This is a genomic window from Coleofasciculus sp. (assembly GCF_046539235.1).
Lineage (GTDB): Bacteria > Cyanobacteriota > Cyanobacteriia > Cyanobacteriales > Coleofasciculaceae > Coleofasciculus.
Map to the genome: position 1 here is coordinate 1 of NZ_JBKHHI010000091.1, position 18455 is coordinate 18455.

At 46.0% G+C, this 18455-nt stretch carries 18 protein-coding genes and 3 pseudogenes; 17 read left to right on the forward strand and 4 right to left on the reverse strand.

The annotated features are described in order from the left end of the window. The first annotated feature begins 72 nt into the window (after positions 1 to 72). From ACLFWI_RS10620 to ACLFWI_RS10670, 11 genes are all read left to right on the forward strand, one after another. On the forward strand, positions 73 to 2979 hold the full coding sequence (locus ACLFWI_RS10620) for a PAS domain S-box protein (protein ID WP_446412924.1): 2907 nt from the start codon (positions 73 to 75) through the stop codon (positions 2977 to 2979). Positions 2980 to 3233: 254 nt separating this feature from the next. Further along, positions 3234 to 3779, forward strand: a complete 546-nt coding sequence (locus ACLFWI_RS10625; RefSeq protein WP_446412925.1) for a DUF2721 domain-containing protein — start codon at positions 3234 to 3236, stop codon at positions 3777 to 3779. Between the two features lie 174 nt (positions 3780 to 3953). Next, on the forward strand, positions 3954 to 4187 hold the full coding sequence (locus tag ACLFWI_RS10630) for a hypothetical protein (protein ID WP_446412926.1): 234 nt from the start codon (positions 3954 to 3956) through the stop codon (positions 4185 to 4187). Positions 4188 to 4379: 192 nt separating this feature from the next. Further along, positions 4380 to 4724: a nucleotidyltransferase family protein gene (locus ACLFWI_RS10635; RefSeq protein WP_446412927.1), complete on the forward strand. Its 345-nt coding sequence runs from the start codon at positions 4380 to 4382 to the stop codon at positions 4722 to 4724. Next, the gene (locus tag ACLFWI_RS10640) at positions 4711 to 5052 is read left to right on the forward strand and encodes a HepT-like ribonuclease domain-containing protein (RefSeq protein WP_446412928.1); all 342 of its coding nucleotides are present in this window, start codon (positions 4711 to 4713) and stop codon (positions 5050 to 5052) included. The genes ACLFWI_RS10635 and ACLFWI_RS10640 overlap by 14 nt, the downstream gene beginning before the upstream one ends. Positions 5053 to 5204: 152 nt before the next feature. Beyond that, positions 5205 to 6560, forward strand: coding sequence for a tRNA (N6-isopentenyl adenosine(37)-C2)-methylthiotransferase MiaB (miaB, locus tag ACLFWI_RS10645; RefSeq protein ID WP_446412929.1), 1356 nt, complete (start codon positions 5205 to 5207; stop codon positions 6558 to 6560). 158 nt (positions 6561 to 6718) lie between these two features. After that, positions 6719 to 7000, forward strand: coding sequence for a DUF4258 domain-containing protein (locus ACLFWI_RS10650; RefSeq protein WP_446412930.1), 282 nt, complete (start codon positions 6719 to 6721; stop codon positions 6998 to 7000). A 17-nt stretch (positions 7001 to 7017) separates the two neighbouring features. Next, positions 7018 to 7248, forward strand: a complete 231-nt coding sequence (locus tag ACLFWI_RS10655) for a type II toxin-antitoxin system MqsA family antitoxin (RefSeq protein ID WP_446412931.1) — start codon at positions 7018 to 7020, stop codon at positions 7246 to 7248. A gap of 589 nt (positions 7249 to 7837) precedes the next feature. Beyond that, positions 7838 to 10441 (forward strand): type I DNA topoisomerase, encoded by a 2604-nt coding sequence (topA, locus tag ACLFWI_RS10660; protein ID WP_446412932.1) that lies wholly within the window; start codon positions 7838 to 7840, stop codon positions 10439 to 10441. Positions 10442 to 10649: 208 nt separating this feature from the next. Next, the gene (locus ACLFWI_RS10665) at positions 10650 to 10865 is read left to right on the forward strand and encodes a hypothetical protein (protein ID WP_446355383.1); all 216 of its coding nucleotides are present in this window, start codon (positions 10650 to 10652) and stop codon (positions 10863 to 10865) included. Next, complete coding sequence (locus ACLFWI_RS10670; protein ID WP_446412933.1) at positions 10862 to 11290, forward strand: type II toxin-antitoxin system VapC family toxin; 429 nt, start codon at positions 10862 to 10864, stop codon at positions 11288 to 11290. Before ACLFWI_RS10665 ends, ACLFWI_RS10670 begins: the two co-directional genes overlap by 4 nt. Before the next feature lie 139 nt (positions 11291 to 11429). On the opposite strand, the pseudogene ACLFWI_RS10675 reads toward ACLFWI_RS10670, so the two are convergent. The 4 genes and pseudogenes from ACLFWI_RS10675 to ACLFWI_RS10690 form a co-directional block, all read right to left on the reverse strand. Continuing rightward, a pseudogene (locus ACLFWI_RS10675) lies at positions 11430 to 11621 on the reverse strand (aldehyde dehydrogenase family protein); the annotation flags it as partial. 117 nt (positions 11622 to 11738) lie between these two features. Beyond that, positions 11739 to 11957: pseudogene (locus ACLFWI_RS10680) on the reverse strand (Uma2 family endonuclease); the annotation flags it as partial. 56 nt (positions 11958 to 12013) lie between these two features. Next, positions 12014 to 13321 (reverse strand): glutamate-5-semialdehyde dehydrogenase, encoded by a 1308-nt coding sequence (locus ACLFWI_RS10685; protein WP_446412934.1) that lies wholly within the window; start codon positions 13319 to 13321, stop codon positions 12014 to 12016. Between the two features lie 301 nt (positions 13322 to 13622). Next, on the reverse strand, positions 13623 to 14270 hold the full coding sequence (locus ACLFWI_RS10690; RefSeq protein WP_446412935.1) for a DUF1294 domain-containing protein: 648 nt from the start codon (positions 14268 to 14270) through the stop codon (positions 13623 to 13625). Between the two features lie 296 nt (positions 14271 to 14566). Here ACLFWI_RS10690 and ACLFWI_RS10695 point away from each other — a divergent pair, with 296 nt between their 5' ends. The 6 genes and pseudogenes from ACLFWI_RS10695 to ACLFWI_RS10720 form a co-directional block, all read left to right on the forward strand. Then, the gene (locus ACLFWI_RS10695; RefSeq protein WP_446412936.1) at positions 14567 to 14914 is read left to right on the forward strand and encodes a PadR family transcriptional regulator; all 348 of its coding nucleotides are present in this window, start codon (positions 14567 to 14569) and stop codon (positions 14912 to 14914) included. Position 14915: 1 nt separating this feature from the next. Then, positions 14916 to 15452 (forward strand): hypothetical protein, encoded by a 537-nt coding sequence (locus ACLFWI_RS10700; RefSeq protein ID WP_446412937.1) that lies wholly within the window; start codon positions 14916 to 14918, stop codon positions 15450 to 15452. 459 nt (positions 15453 to 15911) lie between these two features. Beyond that, entirely contained in the window at positions 15912 to 16076 is a 165-nt protein-coding gene (locus ACLFWI_RS10705; protein ID WP_446412940.1) for a hypothetical protein, read from the forward strand. An 11-nt stretch (positions 16077 to 16087) separates the two neighbouring features. Then, complete coding sequence (locus tag ACLFWI_RS10710; RefSeq protein ID WP_446412938.1) at positions 16088 to 16240, forward strand: hypothetical protein; 153 nt, start codon at positions 16088 to 16090, stop codon at positions 16238 to 16240. 102 nt (positions 16241 to 16342) lie between these two features. Next, complete coding sequence (locus ACLFWI_RS10715; RefSeq protein ID WP_446412939.1) at positions 16343 to 17050, forward strand: helix-turn-helix domain-containing protein; 708 nt, start codon at positions 16343 to 16345, stop codon at positions 17048 to 17050. An 870-nt stretch (positions 17051 to 17920) separates the two neighbouring features. Next, positions 17921 to 18455: pseudogene (locus ACLFWI_RS10720) on the forward strand (plasmid replication protein, CyRepA1 family); the annotation flags it as partial.

Genomic DNA, 18455 nt, shown 5'->3' on the forward strand with positions numbered 1-18455 from the left:
CTGAAAAATTAAGAGGGGTGCATTTAACGTCATCGTTTGCCGTCGTCCAGAGGGATTAAAACCCAAATTAATATGAATAGTTTTCAAACGCCCAGTGAATCCATGGATCAACCAGCCAACCGGGAATTCACTCAGAACTTATTTTTGAGAGTATCGGATGATTTATTCGGAATATGGCACAAACAGGGATATTGGCAGCCGCTGAATCCGGCTTGGGAAAAGGTTTTGGGCTGGACAGAGGAGGAGTTGCGATCGCACGCTTCTTGGGAACTGATTCATCCCGATGACCGTGACAGCACCATCGCCCATTTTACCTCAACCGAGGCGGTTGAATGTGAGCATCGCATTCGTCACCAAGACGGGAGTTATCGCTGGCTGGCGTGGAAACTCATTCCAGGGGATGATGGTAGGTTGTATGGTGTTGGTCAAGATATCACCGACCAGAAGCACACAGAAGCCAAGCTGCAAGAACGGATAGAGTTTGAGCAGTTAATCACTAGCCTATCCCATCAATTCATCCAGTTGTCCTCTGATGGCATTGATGAGGCGATTCAGCACACCCTGAAAAAAATCGGTGAATTTTGCGGCTGCGATCGCACCTATATGGCATTATTCTCAGAAGACACTGCTACCGCCAGTATCATTCAGGAATGGGATGCACCGGGCGTGAATTCCATCCAACCCCAATGGCAAGATTTTCCTACCGCCTCTTACCCCTGGGGAATGGCAAAACTGAGAAACTTGGAAACGATTCAAATCTCCCGCCGCAGCGATTTACCCGCTCAAGCCAATTCCCTGAGACAAGCGCTGGAGTTAACTGAGGCTAAATCTATCGCTATTGTTCCCATCGCCCAAGGTAATCATCTCATCGGATATTTAGGGTGTTCTGCGGTTAACGCCGAAAAAATTTGGTCAGACGATATCCTCTCCCTATTACAAATCATTGGTGGTATCTTTGCGAACGCCTTGATGCGCCAGCAAACCGAGTCCCAACTGCGAGAAAGTGAACGGCGATTTCGAGCGGTTTTCAATCAAACCTTCCAATTATCCAGCTTACTCACTCTAGAGGGTAACGTCGTCGCCGATAACCAGACAGCTACAGACTTTTGCCAACTGGATAGTTCTCAGCTGATTGGGTATCCATTCTGGCAATTAAAATGTTGGACAATTTCTCCGGAAACTCAACAGCAGTTAAAAACGGCGATTGCTGAAGCCGCGACAGGGAAAACAATTCGCTACGAAGCTAATATTTTAGCCCCCGATCAGTCCGTGATCACGATTGACTTTTCCCTCAAACCCCTGCGAAAGGAAAACGGCGAGATCGAACTCTTAATTGCCGAAGGTCGGGATATTAGCGATCGCAAGCAGGCAGAAGCCAAACTGCAAGCGGCGATGGGGGATTTAGAACAGCGGGTTGAGGAACGGACTCACGAACTCCAGCAGATAAATGAGCAACTCCAAGCGGAAATTCTTCAGCATCAACAAACCGAAGCCGAGTTACGCAATAGTGAACAACAGTTTCGTCGGGTATTTGATGAAGCGCCCATTGGCATGACATTGGCAGACTTAAATGATCGCTACATTCGCGTGAATCGATCATTTTATACCATGCTGGGGTACAGTCAATCGGAAGTCATGGCACTCAGCTTTAAGGATATTACCCACCCCGACGAGTTGGCGCTGGAAATTCCTTATATGCAGCAGTTAATTCGGGGAGAGATTGACAGCTTTCAACTGGAAAAACGCTATATCAAAAAGAATAAAGATTTAGTCTGGGTAAATTTAACCCTGATTGCTTTACGAGATAAAAAGGGAGAAGTCCTCTATACCTTAGCCATGGTTGAGGATATCACCGAACGCAAGCAAGCCATGGAAGCCCTGCGTCAAAGTGAGGCACGCTATCGGGCAATTGTTGAAGATCAAACCGAATTAATTTGTCGGTTTAAAGCCGATGGTACATTCACATTTGTCAATGATGCGTATTGTCGCTATTTCAACAAACAACGCTCCGAATTAATCGGATATCGATTTAAACCCCAGATTCCGGAAATTGACCAAGAATTTGTTAATCAGCAATTTAAAACCCTTTCGGTTGAACAGCCCATCGTCACCTACGAACACCGGGTCATTTTGCCAGACAATGAGATTCACTGGCAACAATGGACTGAGCGAGTGATGTTTGATAATCAGGGTAATATTGTCGAGTTTCAGGGAGTTGGACGGGATATTACACCGTTGAAAAAGGCAGAAGCGGAAATCATTAAAGCCTTGGAAAAGGAACGAGAACTGAGTGAACTGCGCTCTAGTTTTGTTTCCTTAGTCTCTCATGAATTCCGCACCCCCCTAACGGCAATTCTGTCATCGTCAGAACTTTTAGACCGCTATAGCAAAAAGTTAACGGAGGAGAAGAAAAAGGCGCATCATCAGCGGATTCAAATCGCGGTTAGCCGGATGACGCAGCTATTGGATGATGTGCTGACAATTGGGAAAGCTGAGGCGGGGAAACTTACGTTTAAGCCAGCCTCAATGGATTTAATTGCTTTCTGTCAGGACATTGTAGACACCCTGCAAATGAGCATCAGTCAACAGCATTTGATTAACTTTGTCAGTCAGGGCGACTGTCGTGATGCTCAAATGGATGAGAAACTGTTACAGCATATCTTGACCAATTTAATATCTAATGCGATTAAGTATTCTGCCCAAGGGAGTGAGATAAAGGTTGAGTTAACCTGCGAAGGAGAATCGGCGATTTTCCATATTCAAGATCAGGGAATTGGTATTCCGCCAGAGGATATCAAAAAACTCTTCTCATCCTTTCAACGCGCCAGTAATGTTGGCACTATTAAGGGAACAGGATTAGGATTAGCCATTGTCAAGAAATGCGTGGATTTGCATGGGGGATTGATTACAGTTGAAAGTGAAGTTGGCAAAGGGACAACGTTTACGGTTATGTTACCTTTGCAATCGATGGCAGAATAAATACCCTTTTCCACCCAGCAAATTGTCGCCCAATCGCCGTCCAATTGTAGGGTGCGTTACGCTTCGCTAACGCACCATTTCTCATGTAAGGCTAAAGCCCCGACTAATTTAGGGCTAAAGCCCTTACTCCAAACTTACTGTAACATAAGCTACAAAATTATTCCTGATATGATGTATCTCCTCTGACAATCGCATTCAATGGCAATCCTGCGCTATACTGCTCAAGATTTAGGTAGGTAGCACCCCAGAAAATCATGGATCAAATGTCTCTCACTGTCACTCAAGTCATTCAAGCCATCCTTGCGCCTGCTGTGATGATTTCCTCCAGTGGATTATTTTTTTTGGGATTAAATGCGAGACAGTCTTCCTTATTAAATCGCATCCGCTTATTGAACAATGAGAGAAGAATCCTTTCGCGAGAGTTAATGCATCAAGGACAATTCGATTCGGGAGAAGATATTCGCTTTTTAAGCTTAGAACATCAACTGAATAATCTGTTGCGTCGAGCCTGGTATGTTCGGAATTCAACCATCTGCGATACATTAGCAGTAGTTTTTTTTGTGCTGACATCATTTGCTATTGCTCTGCATTTTTTTATGGGGCTCACTATTCTGGAACGAGTCCCCATTTTTCTATTTATTACTGGAATGTTTTTGGTATTAGTGGGAGTAATTTGTTTAGCGATTGACGAATTAATCGCCTATTCGGTAATTTTACTAGAGGTTCAAGATAAACAATCGATTATGGTTAACTTTTTCGGGAAGCCAAGTGAACCGAAGCGGGGAGATCAGAACCAATAGTAGAACCAACGTTTTTTCGGGTGAAAGCCTGGGTAAGCTGTAATGCATTTAAATTGGGTATGAGTAGCGAGCAAGATGCAAAGCCTGCGGCATGGCTTCGCTAAACGCACTACAAGGATCTCGCAATTCTTGACATTATGGTTTAAATGCCGAACAGCTTAACAGCATCTGCTAATGTTGATCACAACTGGATATCCGTCGCATCGATTCCAAGGAGTTGCCTTGCTGTCTAATTTACCACTAGAACCCAATCCTTATCTTCTGTTGACGCTTCACTGCATCATCGGTATTATCGCGGCGCTCCTGGCTCGACGCAAGGGGTTTGATTTTCGCCGTTGGTTGATTATCGGGTTAATTGGCGGTACACCTGCGTTGATAGTGGCGCTAGTGGTTAAGCCAAAACTGTAGGAATTCCAGCCTTGGTTCGTAGTAGGCACGAAGCGTGCCAGAAGCGCTAAAGCGCTTACTACAAACTCTGGCGTTACGCTTCGCTCTCCCCACCCTACATATAAAGCCTTTGCGTAAGTCCTAAAGATATACTGTATTGTGCAACCATTATAGAAAGCCTTAACCTAACTTCCGGAAAAATAGACTTGATTCATGCTCCTACCGCTCGATCAAAATCCAACCATCCAAACCCGCTTGGGCTTACCTAACCATGAAATTGTCAACTTCTGCCAACAGTGGGAAATCACCAAAATGGCATTGTTTGGCTCGATCCTGCGTGACGACTTTCGAGCAGATAGCGATATCGATGTGCTGATCACATTCGCTCCCAATGCACGGCAAGGATTGCTCACCCTAGCGAAAATTAAACACGAATTAGAATCCCGTCTCAATCGCCCTATTGACCTTATCCCTGAAGCTTCCATTCAGATGAGCGATAATTGGATTCGGCAGCGAGAAATATTAAGTACCGCCCAAACAATCTATGAACAGAGATGAGGCTGCACTACTAGATATCCATAATGCCGCGCAACGGATTCTGATATTTGCAACTGGAGTGACTAAAGCTAATTTAGCCACCAACGAAGAAAAACAATCTGCAATTCTTTACCAGGTGATAGTTGTCGGTGAAGCAACTAAGCGATTATCCCCCAATTTCCGCAACACTCATCCCGACATTCCCTGGAAGGATATGGCTGGAATGCGCGATATTCTTGCCCACCAATACGATCGCGTTAATCTTGATACGTTATGGGATCTAATTCAGCATGATATACCTGAACTCGTTGAACTGATTGCTCCCCTGTTACCCAAGCCAACATCATAGGTGAGTGCGATCGCTTTGGGAAAGGGGCTAAAGCCCCGACTACAAACTACAAACTTGTGCGATCGCACAAGGTAGATGGGATACTCATGCCATCATCAGCCAAAACCTATAATAGGAATCTGTACGCTATCTCAAAAATCCTGTAACCTAACATGACCACCTCTCCCCGTCGCTACCATATCACCACCTTCGGCTGCCAGATGAACAAAGCCGACTCGGAACGCATGGCTGGTATCTTAGAAGATATGGGATTTGAGTGGTCAGAAGATCCCAATGACGCCAGCCTGATCCTCTACAACACCTGCACGATTCGCGATAATGCCGAACAAAAGGTCTATTCCTACCTGGGGAGACAAGCAAAGAGGAAACAAGAACAAGCCGACCTTACCTTAATTGTCGCTGGCTGTGTTGCCCAACAGGAAGGAGAAGCGCTGCTGCGGCGTGTCCCGGAACTGGATTTAGTTATGGGACCCCAACACGCCAATCGCCTCAGAGACTTACTCGAACAAGTCGGTGACGGGAACCAAGTTGTCGCCACTGAACCCATCCATATCGTCGAAGACATTACCAAACCCCGCCGCGATAGCACCGTTACCGCTTGGGTGAATGTGATTTACGGCTGTAACGAACGCTGCACCTACTGCGTTGTCCCCAATGTGCGCGGTGTGGAACAATCCCGCACCCCAAAGGCAATTCGGGAGGAAATGGCGGAATTAGGACAGCAAGGGTATAAGGAAATCACCCTGCTGGGGCAAAATATTGATGCTTATGGACGGGATTTACCCGGCGTGACTGAATCGGGACGGCATCAGCACACCTTGACAGATTTACTTTATTATGTTCACGATGTCCCCGGAGTTGAGCGGATTCGGTTTGCTACCAGTCACCCCCGCTATTTCACCGAACGATTAATTCGCGCTTGTAAGGAATTGCCGAAAGTTTGCGAACATTTCCACATTCCCTTCCAATCCGGAGATAATGATATCCTCAAAGCCATGGCGCGGGGATACACCCACCAAAAATATCGCCGCATTATTAATACCATTCGCGATTATATGCCCGATGCGTCGATTAGCGCGGATGCAATTGTCGGCTTTCCCGGAGAAACTGAGGCACAGTTTGAGAATACATTGAAACTGGTCGAGGATATTGAATTTGACCAATTAAACACCGCCGCTTACTCGCCTCGCCCTGGTACACCCGCCGCCCTGTGGGAGAATCAGATTAGTGAGGAGGTCAAGAGCGATCGCCTGCAACGACTCAACCATTTAGTTAGTATAAAAGCTGCCGCGCGATCGCAGCGTTATTTGGGGCGGATTGAAGAAGTCCTCGTCGAAGACCAAAATCCCAAGGATTCCAGCCAAGTGATGGGGCGCACCCGGGGGAATCGGTTGACCTTCTTCAGAGGGGATATTAATGAATTGAAAGGACAGTTAGTTAAGGTGAAAATTACCGAAGTGCGGGCGTTCAGTCTCACGGGTGAAGCGTTAACCTTAGCCCCTTGTTAAGATGTCATGTCGGGTGGGCAATGCCTATCCGACTCCTGATCGAGGCAGATCTAGCAACTGACGATTGGGAGTGCGATCGGCTAAAGATTTCCATTAGAACAAATCCATGAAAACTAGGATAATCATTTTGCACACAGGTCGATGAAATTAGTAATGCTATGTTCGATGAAATCTTGCAACGAATGCGAGAAAAGATTCGCTCACAAAAATATGTGATGACACTCCACGCTGAAGAAGAAATGAGCGAGGATACCCTCACGGTCTATGATATTGAACAAGGTATTCTGACAGGCGAGATACTGGAACGTCAAAAAGATAGGGCGACCGCCGAATCGAAATACTGCATTCGAGGTACAACTCTTGATGGTGGGGAAGTCGAGTTAATTGCCAAGCTGAGTCCAACTGGGAAGCTAGTTATCATTACAGTATATGTACCTTAAAAACGGGAAAATGCTATATGATGTGCGATATTTGTGGAAGTGACAATGTAATCATCCGCCAGATTACTAGGGCATACGGCAAGGGTGAAGACCTACTCGTGATCGAAAATATTCCAATCCTCAGTTGCCCTGATTGTGGTGAGAGCTATTTTACCGCACAAACCCTTCACGAAATTGAGCGGATTAAACGCCAACGTAAATCCTTAGCGGTTGAACGTCCTGTAGAAGTGGCTAGTTTTGCACAGTGAGTAACCTATTTTGACAATCTCCCTCCTAGAAGAAGGGAGATTCTATGGAAATTTTGTTCCATGATAAATTAGCAATAATCATCATTGTTCAGTATTACATTTTCTTCCCCATCTTCCCCATCTTCCCCATCTTCCCCATCTTCCCTCTGGAAAAAGTGCAGTTACTCTTGAGATGGGATATAGATATATAAGAGAAGAAGAGACATCTGATAGATGATCGACCCAAAGCAGTAGCGTAGTATGGGACTAACTGGGACTGTATTTCAGGCATAGCCTTGCTAGTGATGACTTTGGGGATGCACCAACCGCCTAACCTAGCCATCATGCACCGCATACGCCACCACCAATGAACCTCACTCCCACTCAAAATCATGTCCTTAAGCGACGTGAAGAATCGGTCAGGGCGGGTTTTGTACAAACGTTACCATCAATAGCGACAAGAAAGTCCCATTACCCGCCCCTACGCACTCACGCACCCGGTTCTCTTGGGAAAAGGTTCAAACTCCCTGATTACGGATCAATGACTTGACACCCTGCATAAACGACTTAGATTAGACTATTCAGCTAGGCTGCTATTTTGAGGACTCCCATGACCACCCTCGTCATCGTCGAATCTCCCACCAAAGCCCGCACCATTCGCAACTACTTGCCTTCGGGCTATCAAGTAGAAGCGTCAATGGGTCATATTCGTGACCTCCCTCAATCGGCTAGTGAGATCCCCGAAGCCGTCAAGGGAGAAAAATGGGCGCAGTTGGGGGTCAATGTAGAGGCGGATTTTGAACCCATCTACGTTGTCCCCAAAGATAAAAAGAAAGTTGTCAAGCAACTCAAAGACGCCTTGAAAAACGCCGAAGAGTTGGTACTCGCCACAGACGAAGACCGGGAAGGAGAAAGCATTAGTTGGCATTTATTGCAAGTCCTCAAACCCAAAGTACCCTGCAAACGCATGGTTTTTCATGAAATTACCCAAGAAGCCATTCGCGACGCCCTGCAAAACTGTCGGGATATTGATGACCAACTGGTACACGCCCAAGAAACCCGCCGAATTTTAGACCGATTGGTGGGATATACCCTTTCGCCTCTACTGTGGAAAAAAATCGCCTGGGGATTATCAGCCGGTCGGGTTCAGTCCGTTTCCGTGCGGCTGCTGGTGCATCGAGAACGTCAACGCCGTGCGTTCCGCCAAGGGAGTTATTGGGATTTAAAAGCCCTTTTAGACCAAGACAACACCCCCTTTGAATCCAAACTCATCACCCTAGCGGGGACAAAAATAGCCACCGGAAGTGATTTCGACGCCAACACTGGGCAAATTATTGAAGGACGGACGGTGCGGCTGCTGAATGAAGCCGAAGCGCGAGACTTACAGGCGCGGCTAATGGACAAAACCTGGACGGTGACTGACCTAGAGGAACGTCCCGTCACCCGCAAACCCGCCCCCCCGTTTACCACCTCCACCCTGCAACAGGAAGCCAACCGCAAATTAAGCCTATCGGCGCGAGATACGATGCGGACGGCGCAAAATTTGTATGAACAGGGGTATATTACCTATATGCGGACGGATTCGGTGCATTTATCCGCACAAGCGATCGCGGCAGCCCGGAGTTGCGTCGAACAAATGTATGGTCAGCAATACCTCAGCCCGAAACCGCGTCAGTACAGCACTAAAAGTAAAGCCGCCCAAGAAGCCCACGAAGCGATTCGCCCCGCCGGAAGCACATTCCGTACCCCCAGAGACACTGGATTATCAGGTCGTGAATTGCAACTGTATGAGTTAATTTGGAAGCGCACCGTCGCCAGCCAAATGGCAGACTCGCGCCAAACCCACATTACGGTAGATTTAGACGTTGAAGATGCCGGATTTCGGTCTACAGGCAAACGTATCGATTTTCCCGGTTATCTGCGGGCGTATGTGGAGGGTTCCGATGATCCTGACGCCGCCTTAGAAGACCAAGAAGTCGTCCTTCCCGCCTTAGCCGTCGGAGATCATCCGGAGTGCAAAAACCTGGAAGCCATCGGTCATGAAACCCAACCCCCAGGGCGCTACACCGAAGCCTCTCTGGTCAAAACCCTAGAAAGTGAAGGAATTGGGCGCCCTAGTACCTACGCCAGCATTATCGGTACAATTATCGATCGCGGCTATGCCCAAATGCAAAAAAAGACCCTGATCCCCACCTTCACCGCCTTCGCCGTCACCAGTTTATTAGAGAAACACTTCCCAGACTTGGTAGACACCAGTTTTACCGCCAAAATGGAACAAACCCTTGACGAAATCTCCACCGGAGAAGCCGAATGGTTACCCTATCTGGAGAAATTTTATCGGGGTGACAAGGGCTTAGAAACCCAAGTCCGCGAACGGGAAGACCAAATTGATCCCAATGAAGCCCGGAGTGTGGAACTAGAAAATCTAGATGTCAAAGTTCGCATCGGTAAATTTGGTCCCTACATCGAAGCCGAAAATGGCGAGGGTTCCGTCACCGCCTCCATTCCCCAAGACTTGACCCCCTCTGAACTGGATGCAGAACAGGTCGAGATTATCCTCAAGCAAAAAACCCAGGGACCAGAAAAACTGGGACTGCACCCCGAAACAGGGGAACCGATTTATCTGTTAACCGGGAGTTATGGTCCTTATGTCCAATTGGGTGAAGTCTCTGAGGAGAATAAGAAACCGAAGCGAATGTCTTTACCCAAAGGGGTGAACATGGAAGATGTCACTCTAGACATGGCGCTGGGTTTATTATCCCTCCCGCGCACCTTAGGCGTTCATCCTGGAACTGGGGGCAAAGTTCAGGCGGGATTGGGACGTTTTGGTCCTTATGTCGTCCACAACCAGGGGAAAGAGGGAAAAGATTATCGTTCCTTGAAAAAAGGCGACGATGTATTGACAATTTCCATGGATCGTGCATTAGAGATCTTGTCTCAACCGAAAAAATCCAAAGGTGGCGGTCGTAGCAAGTCCAAGACTCCTTTAAAGGAATTAGGGGAACATCCGGAGGACAAAGAACCCGTCAATGTCTACGAGGGTCCCTATGGAACTTATGTCAAGCATGGTAAAACCAATGCGGGACTCCCGGAAGATTTATCGGTGGAGGATATTACCTTAGAAAAAGCTTTGGAACTCTTAGCCGCGAAAAAATCTAGCAGTCGTTCCAAAAAATCAAAATCATCAAAAAGTCGTAAAAGTACGAAAAAATAGGTTGATGTAGAGACGTAGCATGCTACGTCTCTACTAAAAATGACGTCAAAATACAGTGGATAGAAAAGGGGATTATTTTTGGACTTCAGCAGGCGCGTTCAAAACAAGCTGAAATACGAGACTAAATAGCTAAATCTCTTGCTGTTCAATATTTGGGAGCCTTAAACTAACAATTGAGTACACCAACTACGGAAGACCAGAAAACCCAATGGCAAACAACACCTCTTTAGAAAAACGTATGGTAGCAGTTGAAGCAGCGATCGCCGAATTGCAGAAACAACTTGCAAATCCTCAACCGACAAATTGGCTACAACAAATTACAGGGTCTTTCAAAGATGAACCTGCCTTTGAGGAGGTACTGGCTTACGGACGAGCAATTCGCCAAGGTGATGAGTCTGTACTAGAAGCACAAGACGAGTTATGAAATATTTATTGGATACAGACCATCTGAGCGTTCTTCAGCGTCAAACAGGGAAGGATTACAGCAACCTTTCGACACAGATTGCTCATCACCCGCTATCGGATTTTGCCGTATCAATTGTCACTTTTCACGAACAAATGCTTGGTTGTCACGCCTATATTAATCGTGAGCGTAGCCTAAATGATGTAGTGAAAGGATATGAGATGATGGCGCGGCTCGTTAATGACTTTAAAGTGTTACCCATCCTACCATTTGATGCGGGTGCAGCTACAACATTTGAGCAATTAAAGTCAAAACGGATTCAACTGGCAAAGATGGATGCAAGAATCGCGGCAATTGCACTATCTCGCGGATTAATTCTCTTAACCCGCAATCATCGAGATTTCGGGAAAGTGGCAGGGTTGGCAATCGAAGATTGGACACTTTGATGCTATTTCAGTATAATATAAAAACATTTGTATTTATTTACTATTCTCGTTTTCTGCTTCCTTTTCCTTTGTCTACCTCCGTTTTATATCTCAAGTCAAATTGCTATATGTCTTCATTTACATACTGACAATAGAATAACCCATAGCGGAACCCATCCGCAAACCGAGTCGAACAGTTGTGGAACACATTAGCACTATCGACTTGATTGAGGAATATCTGGGCAATATCGGCATCTTCGGTGATGATAACATCGGTATGCCCCGAACCATAATGATTGATATGGTTAATGGCGTCTTCTAAGGAATCAACAATTTTAATCGATAGAATTACAGCGTGCTGTAATTTCATAACTTTGAGTAAATGTGCGTTACGACTTGCTCTTTTCACTCTACAATTTGGCTTATCCGCGAAAGGACAAAGGTTAACTCACTCATCATCAAATATAGTAAGGGTTATCGGTTTAGCTAACCGAACCATTGCGCGATCGCATAACTGTCGCATCAGATATTCCCCAGCTTCACTACTGAAGTAGGCGTGGGGTTCTCCTTCTGGTAAAATCTCGACAATTTCTCCCTGAAGTAGTTCCACCTGCCGATCCTCTAAAATCCCCGCCGCAATCATGCGGTGATACTCGTCTATTGTCCATTTGACTGTGGTGACTGCCATTGCGATCGCGTTTCTGTTGCTTTAAAGATGAAACACTGATTAGGTTTAGGTTTCCTTCACTCCAAATCCTTATGGGTAAAGGATTTGGCATCCTTGCCACTATAACTCGCAACAATATGACCTTGACCCGTCATTTGATACTTATACGTCACCAATCCCTCCAATCCTACAGGACCACGGGGCGGTAACTTATTTGTACTAATTCCCACTTCTGCGCCAAACCCATAGCGGAACCCATCCGCAAAGCGAGTCGAACAGTTGTGGAACACATTCGCGCCATCAACTTGATTGAGGAATATCTGGGCAATGTCTGCATCTTCGGTGACAATAACATCGGTATGCCCAGAACCGTAGGTATTAATATGGTTAATGGCGTCTTCCAGAGAGTCTACAATTTTAATCGACAGAATTAAATCATTGTATTCTGTAGACCAATCCGCATCTGTGGCGGCTGAACAGTCAATCATTTGGCAAGCCGCTTCATCGCCACGGAGTTCCACCAGCCGTTCTTTCAGGGCTTTTGCAGCCAGGGGAAGGAAGCTAGGCGCGATCGCACGATGTACCAATAGCGTCTCTATCGCATTACACACCGCCGGATACTGGGTTTTCGCATCAACGGTAATCTCCACCGCTTTTTGCAAGTCAGCCGCCCGATCAATATAACCATGACATATTCCATCGGCGTGACCCAATACCGGAATCCGGGTATTATCTTGAACGAAGCGAACAAAGGAATTCGATCCTCTAGGAATAACTAAATCAATGTATTGATCCAACTGCAATAGCGCCATCGTCTCCTCTCTGGTGGTTAAGAGTTGCACTACCGCCGGATCAACGGAACTGGTGGATAATCCTTTGTGAATCGCCTTAACAATCGCTTCACAGGATCGTACTGCTTCCTTCCCACCTTTGAGAATCACCCCATTCCCCGATTTTACCGCCAGGGAACTAATTTGCATCACCGCATCGGGACGTGCTTCAAAGATAACGCCTAAGACTCCCAGGGGACAAGTGACACGCTTGAGAACTAATCCTGTATCGAGTTCTCGATGAATTTGGATTGCGCCAATGGGATCAGTCAACTTCCCCACATCCCGCACTCCCGCGATCGCGGCGTTCAGTTTCGTCTCATCCAGCTTCAGGCGATTGTAGAGAGGCTTGGGGATACTCTCGGCTTCTGCGGCTTGACAATCTGCGATATTCGCCGCCAAAATATCCGGTGCTGCGGTTTCTAAGGATTTCGCGATCGCTTCAATGGCTTGATTTTTGGTATCAGTGGACATAACCGCCAACTGTCGCGCCGCTTGGCGAGTGGATTGGGCGATCGCGCTGAGGGATTGGGATGGTACTGGAGTCGCTGTCATGGCTGGAGATACGAATACCAACTAAGTCATCTGAAGTCTAGCAAAATCCTGGGCTGGACGGAAATTGTGATTAATGTCTTTCCCAGAAGCCGCAAGTCCCCTATTAAGACAACGCTATAAGTTCTCACTTTTTGTTCGTAATTCCATCAAATCCGGATATTGAGTAATATCAAGTCTAAATCTGTAAAATCAAAGGTATAATCCCTAAATTTTTTTTAAAATACTTTAAAGCAACAGATTGAACTTTCATGGCAAACTATTTAACTCTTTACATATTTACTCAAATTCCTCATTTTTTCACTCAATTAAATAAATGTTTGAACAGCCAAGCGCTCCAAAACATGATATGAAAAGCCACAATTGCCCAAAATACGACTTGGTAAGAATTTTTGCTGCTTTTGTGGCGTAGGGTACGTTGAGCAATGAATGCACCTAACCATCCACCTGCTAGTTCGCACAAATGTAATGTTTTCTCAGGTATCCTCGATTCTCCGGTTCTAGCACGGGATTTATCGTGAGCATAAAGGACAAAGGTTAACCCACTCATGATCAAATACAGCAGGAGAGGAATTAAATTTGATGTTATTGATGCCAAGTGAACCGAACCGCTGATCGGAAATAGAGATAAAAACAAAACTTCCCAGACTAATGAAGACGATTTTGTTATCTTTTTCGATCGCTTTCTTTTAACAGAGGTTTTGGATAAATGTTTAGGACTAGGCTGAGATGTCGTTCCTTCGATGACAGCATTGCTAGCACGAAATTTTCCTTTGTTGCCAACGGTTACTTGATAACGGATAATGTCACCGACTTGGGGACGGCGATTAGGATTCTTTAATCCAGTGATATGCAGAAAAACGTCTTGATCGCCATGATCGGGTTTGATAAAGCCAAACCCTTCTTCGTCTTTCCAAACTGTTAATTGACCTTTATGCGTTTTGGGTTTCATCCCTAAAACTCAATGCTAACTATAGAGGCGAATCCAGCGCCTACTACGAACGAACCGCGATCGCGTTTAAGCTAAAACGCATTTAAATTGTGTATTAGCTGTTGCCTGTTGCCTGTTGCCTGTTGCCTTTCAGGGTTTTGGGTATCCCAATTTAAATGCCGAACAGCTTATGAAAGCTGGCTTTATTATAGACGACGCTAACTATAGAGGCGCTCAAGCGCCTACTACGGAGCCATCGCCCATATATTCAAGAATTGAATATATAATGAAATCATGAATATAAAAGGGATGACCCGATGGCTACTCGCAACAAAGACGACACGCTGAATCTGACGTTAATCGAAGAGTCGATCCTGAATGCGCTGATGTATCGAGAACGTTATGGATTGGAGATTATGAGTGCGATCGCGCAAGCTAGCAATGGTGAACGCACTATTGGCTTCAGTTCCCTTTACCCCACCTTGCGAAAACTGGAAAAGCGGGGTTTCGTTACCTCTCGCTGGGGTGATGAAGCGCCGGAGGAAACCACAGGCGCACGCCGACGTTATTACAAAATCACAGGTTCTGGCTTGCAAGCCTTGGAGAAAAAGCAACAATTCCTCACCACCTTACAGCATTTGCAACCTGCACTGGGAGAACTTTAATATGATGCACCGCAACCGTCACCGTCGCCGCTTCGTTCCGCAAATAGTACGTTTGATCTGGCGTATTGTACAAGCGATCGCCAAAGCGTTGATTTATCTGGCTGTTGAATTTACTGTCTATATCGCTATTGGTGGAGGAGCGATCGCGCTTTTCTGGCTAGGATTACCCAGCTATGTCGCATTAGGATTAAGTATCGGGTTAGTGATCCTCAGCTTCACCATGAGTTTTCTGGCTTACCGACAACATCGCTGGATCACTAGGCGATCAGTTAAAACCGATGCTTCTCCTATGATTAAGGGGGATGTTCAATTAGCTGACTGGATCGCTCAAACCCTTGCCACAAAAGCACCTCAAGAGTGGGAGGAATACCAAGATTGGCTACATGATATTTTACTGGATCGTCGCCAACGTCTAGATCAGGGTGATCCTTATTGGCGGGTAACGGCTTTAACCTACTGGCGATTAACTGGACTTTGCATTACCGTCAGTTTGATCAAGCTGAGACGACTTGCGATCGCGGCGAGACGAATGCGTTAAGAATTTTCCCTGATTGCGATCGTTATGGATGAATGATCCGAAACACCTGTTCCGTGTAGGGGCGACCCGCTTCCACTAATTTAAAACTCCATTCCACTCAATTGGGTCGGGTCGCCCTCTACTCAATGAATGTCGAGATCGGTTCATCCTGATTTGCCAAGGACAAGGGACGTAGCTTGCTTCTCGCGCTCTTCGAGTATGACAAAGGACAAAAAAAAAGAGAGTCACCTAAGCAACTCTCTAGATTATCAGGGTGCATCTACTAAGCATAATTATAGCTATTGGGGGTGAGGGGTGTCACCCCCTATTTGCCAAAAAGATGTTAAGTTTTGTAAAGAAGCGGCAGCATAACCCGTGATCCGTGACCCCTGACCGATGACAATAAAAGCTGTAATGTAGGTATGCCTTCTACGATGACTAAATAGTCGTGGCAACATTATTTCCACTCTATTACTGGGAATTGTCGGTGCTTTTTTGGGTGGAACCTTGGCAACACTTCTAACGACGGGGGAATTAGCCATGACAGCAACATCGTTGAGTATTCCCGGTGTTGTCGTGGCTATTTTGGGGGCGATTATTGCCATCTTTATTTGGCAAAGATTTGTTCAACGGGGTGTTTATTAAGTCAGGGAAGAATGTTCCAGACATATCAGAATGCGTCTCAGAACAGGGGAGAGAATCAACCCAATTTTCGTGATTCTTGCAAGACTTACGCTGTACTGTTTGTCGGGGTAGGAGATATCCTACCCCAACTCTATGGCGTGTCGGTGCGTCAGTCTAAGATATAGCGCTACGAGGATACGTTAGGACATCAGTTGGACGTGAGGCTTTTGACGAAAAACAGCTCAAGTCTGTCAAAATACTATAACTATTCCCGATCACTCATACTCATGTCCACATCTAGCCATAAGAATCAGTCTGCCCCGAATTACACCCAACAGTTACAATACCTCATGCAACAGGTGGATGTGTCCAGTTTTCGCCAACTGAGTCGCGTCAGTGGTGTGTCTGAACGACAACTGAAACGTCTGCGACAAGGACAGGTATCGCAAATGCGGGTAGAGACGCTGCTGAAATTAGCGGGTGTATTGCGAATATCGGTCGATCAATTGCTCACCTTATTTTCACCCGAATCAATCTCCCCGATGACGCCGCCGCGCGATCGCACTTCATTCACTCCGGAGATTCCCGCACCAGAAAGCTTAGATAACCTTAAGCAGGAATACCACCGACTACAACAGCAATTCGCCGCACAACGCCAAACCCTGCTACAGGAATTTCAGCAATCGAGTGTGCAGGTATTAGAATCATGGTTATTACAGTGGCCCACAGCCGCTTATGCCGTAACTCAGAATGACCAGTTACCCGCCATCCGATTATTGCCCCTAATCAAGCCAGTGGAACAGCTTCTGCAACAATGGGGTATAGACGCGATCGCCTCAGTTGGTGATCAACTTCCTTATGATCCCCAATCGCACCAATTAATGTCGGGAACCGTTCAACCTGGAGAGCTGGTGCGAGTTCGTTATGTTGGCTATCGGCAAGGTGATAAATTATTGTATCGGGCTAAAGTTAGTCCGGTGAATAATCAAGGATAAAAAATTTTTTTTAGCCATTTAAATGCCGAAAAGTTTATGGATAATGATGATATTATTCGAGTTTTTGAGTCTTATTTAATTGACTCTACCTTAAATTTAATGGCACGGGAAAGCGTGCAGTTTTGGCTCGCCGAAACTCTTGATATAGTGTAGGGTGGGCATTGCCCACCAACTCGACGGGAACTGCCTCGACATTCAGAACGGGTCAGAAAATCGTGCGGGGAAGGTCGAGGCTCTTTATTAATACTTGTCGTTGTTGAATTCAATGTTAAATCTCCTGCCGATTTAAAAATTAGCGGTTTTTGAGTTGGTAAAACCACCCGTTTGCAATTAGCACAAATAATTGCTTGGTTAGTTGATAAATCCTTAAATGCAGGTATAGCATGGCTAGCTGTGGCAAAAGTTAAAGTTCCTAAAATGCTAGTGCTAGCTAGACGAAGTAAGCATTTAGTCATTTATCGACTTAAGGTTAGATTATTGGTTTCTATTGTCGCATTCTTATTTAAACTGAAATTCGGTTTTATTGAGGAGTTTAAAAGGCACAATTTAGGCTTAGTCAGAGTTGACATTAATGATCTATAATGATCTATGGTTTTTGTTCTAAATTTTTGTAGATCCCCGACTTCTTCGTTGAAACCCTGATTCTCACCAATGAACTAGATTTAGAAGTCGGGGATCTGGTTTCTGCCCATTGCAAGAAAGCCCAGCGCGTAGCGCTAGACTCCCCGCACCCCTGCACCGCCACTTTTTTACATGACGCTTCAAGTATTGGTCAACAAGCCCTATAATTAGTGTTCATTTCCTAAGCTATTCAGTTTGACTACTAGATGTAGTGTAGTTTTGCCTATGAACCCCTTAATCTCTAATCCCGTGAATTATCTGCAAGAATGGAACAATAGCTGTATCGATGACCAACTCACTCGCCTAAACGTTATCCCTTTAACTGGCACTTGCCCATCGAACTATTTATTCTACGCGGATACATTACCACGACGGAATGATGGTCGGGTCAGTCACCGCATCCTCAAGCGCTACGAACATACGGAACAAGGAGGATGGTGGTGTTCCGGAATTGACGTACTCACGGGTAATGATGACCTTTGGGGTTGTTTCAAGCCTAGTGTTCCTCGGCGCAGTACTCAGACGGGAAAACCGATTAAATACGAACATCCGCCCCTAGCCCCCACAGGTGTTTTTGCTCTGCGTGTCCCCCTACATCTGTGGCAGGATATTGCTAATCGCTATAACCTGACTGTTCCATTTGATGTAGAGACGTGCCATGGCGCGTCTGGGGGCGGGTTTAATCAGATCACGGGAAATATCGCCAAGGGTGAACATTCGGTCAGGGCGGGTTTTGTAGAAACGTTACCATCAATCGCCCAAGGCGAGTCCCTAAACCCGCCCC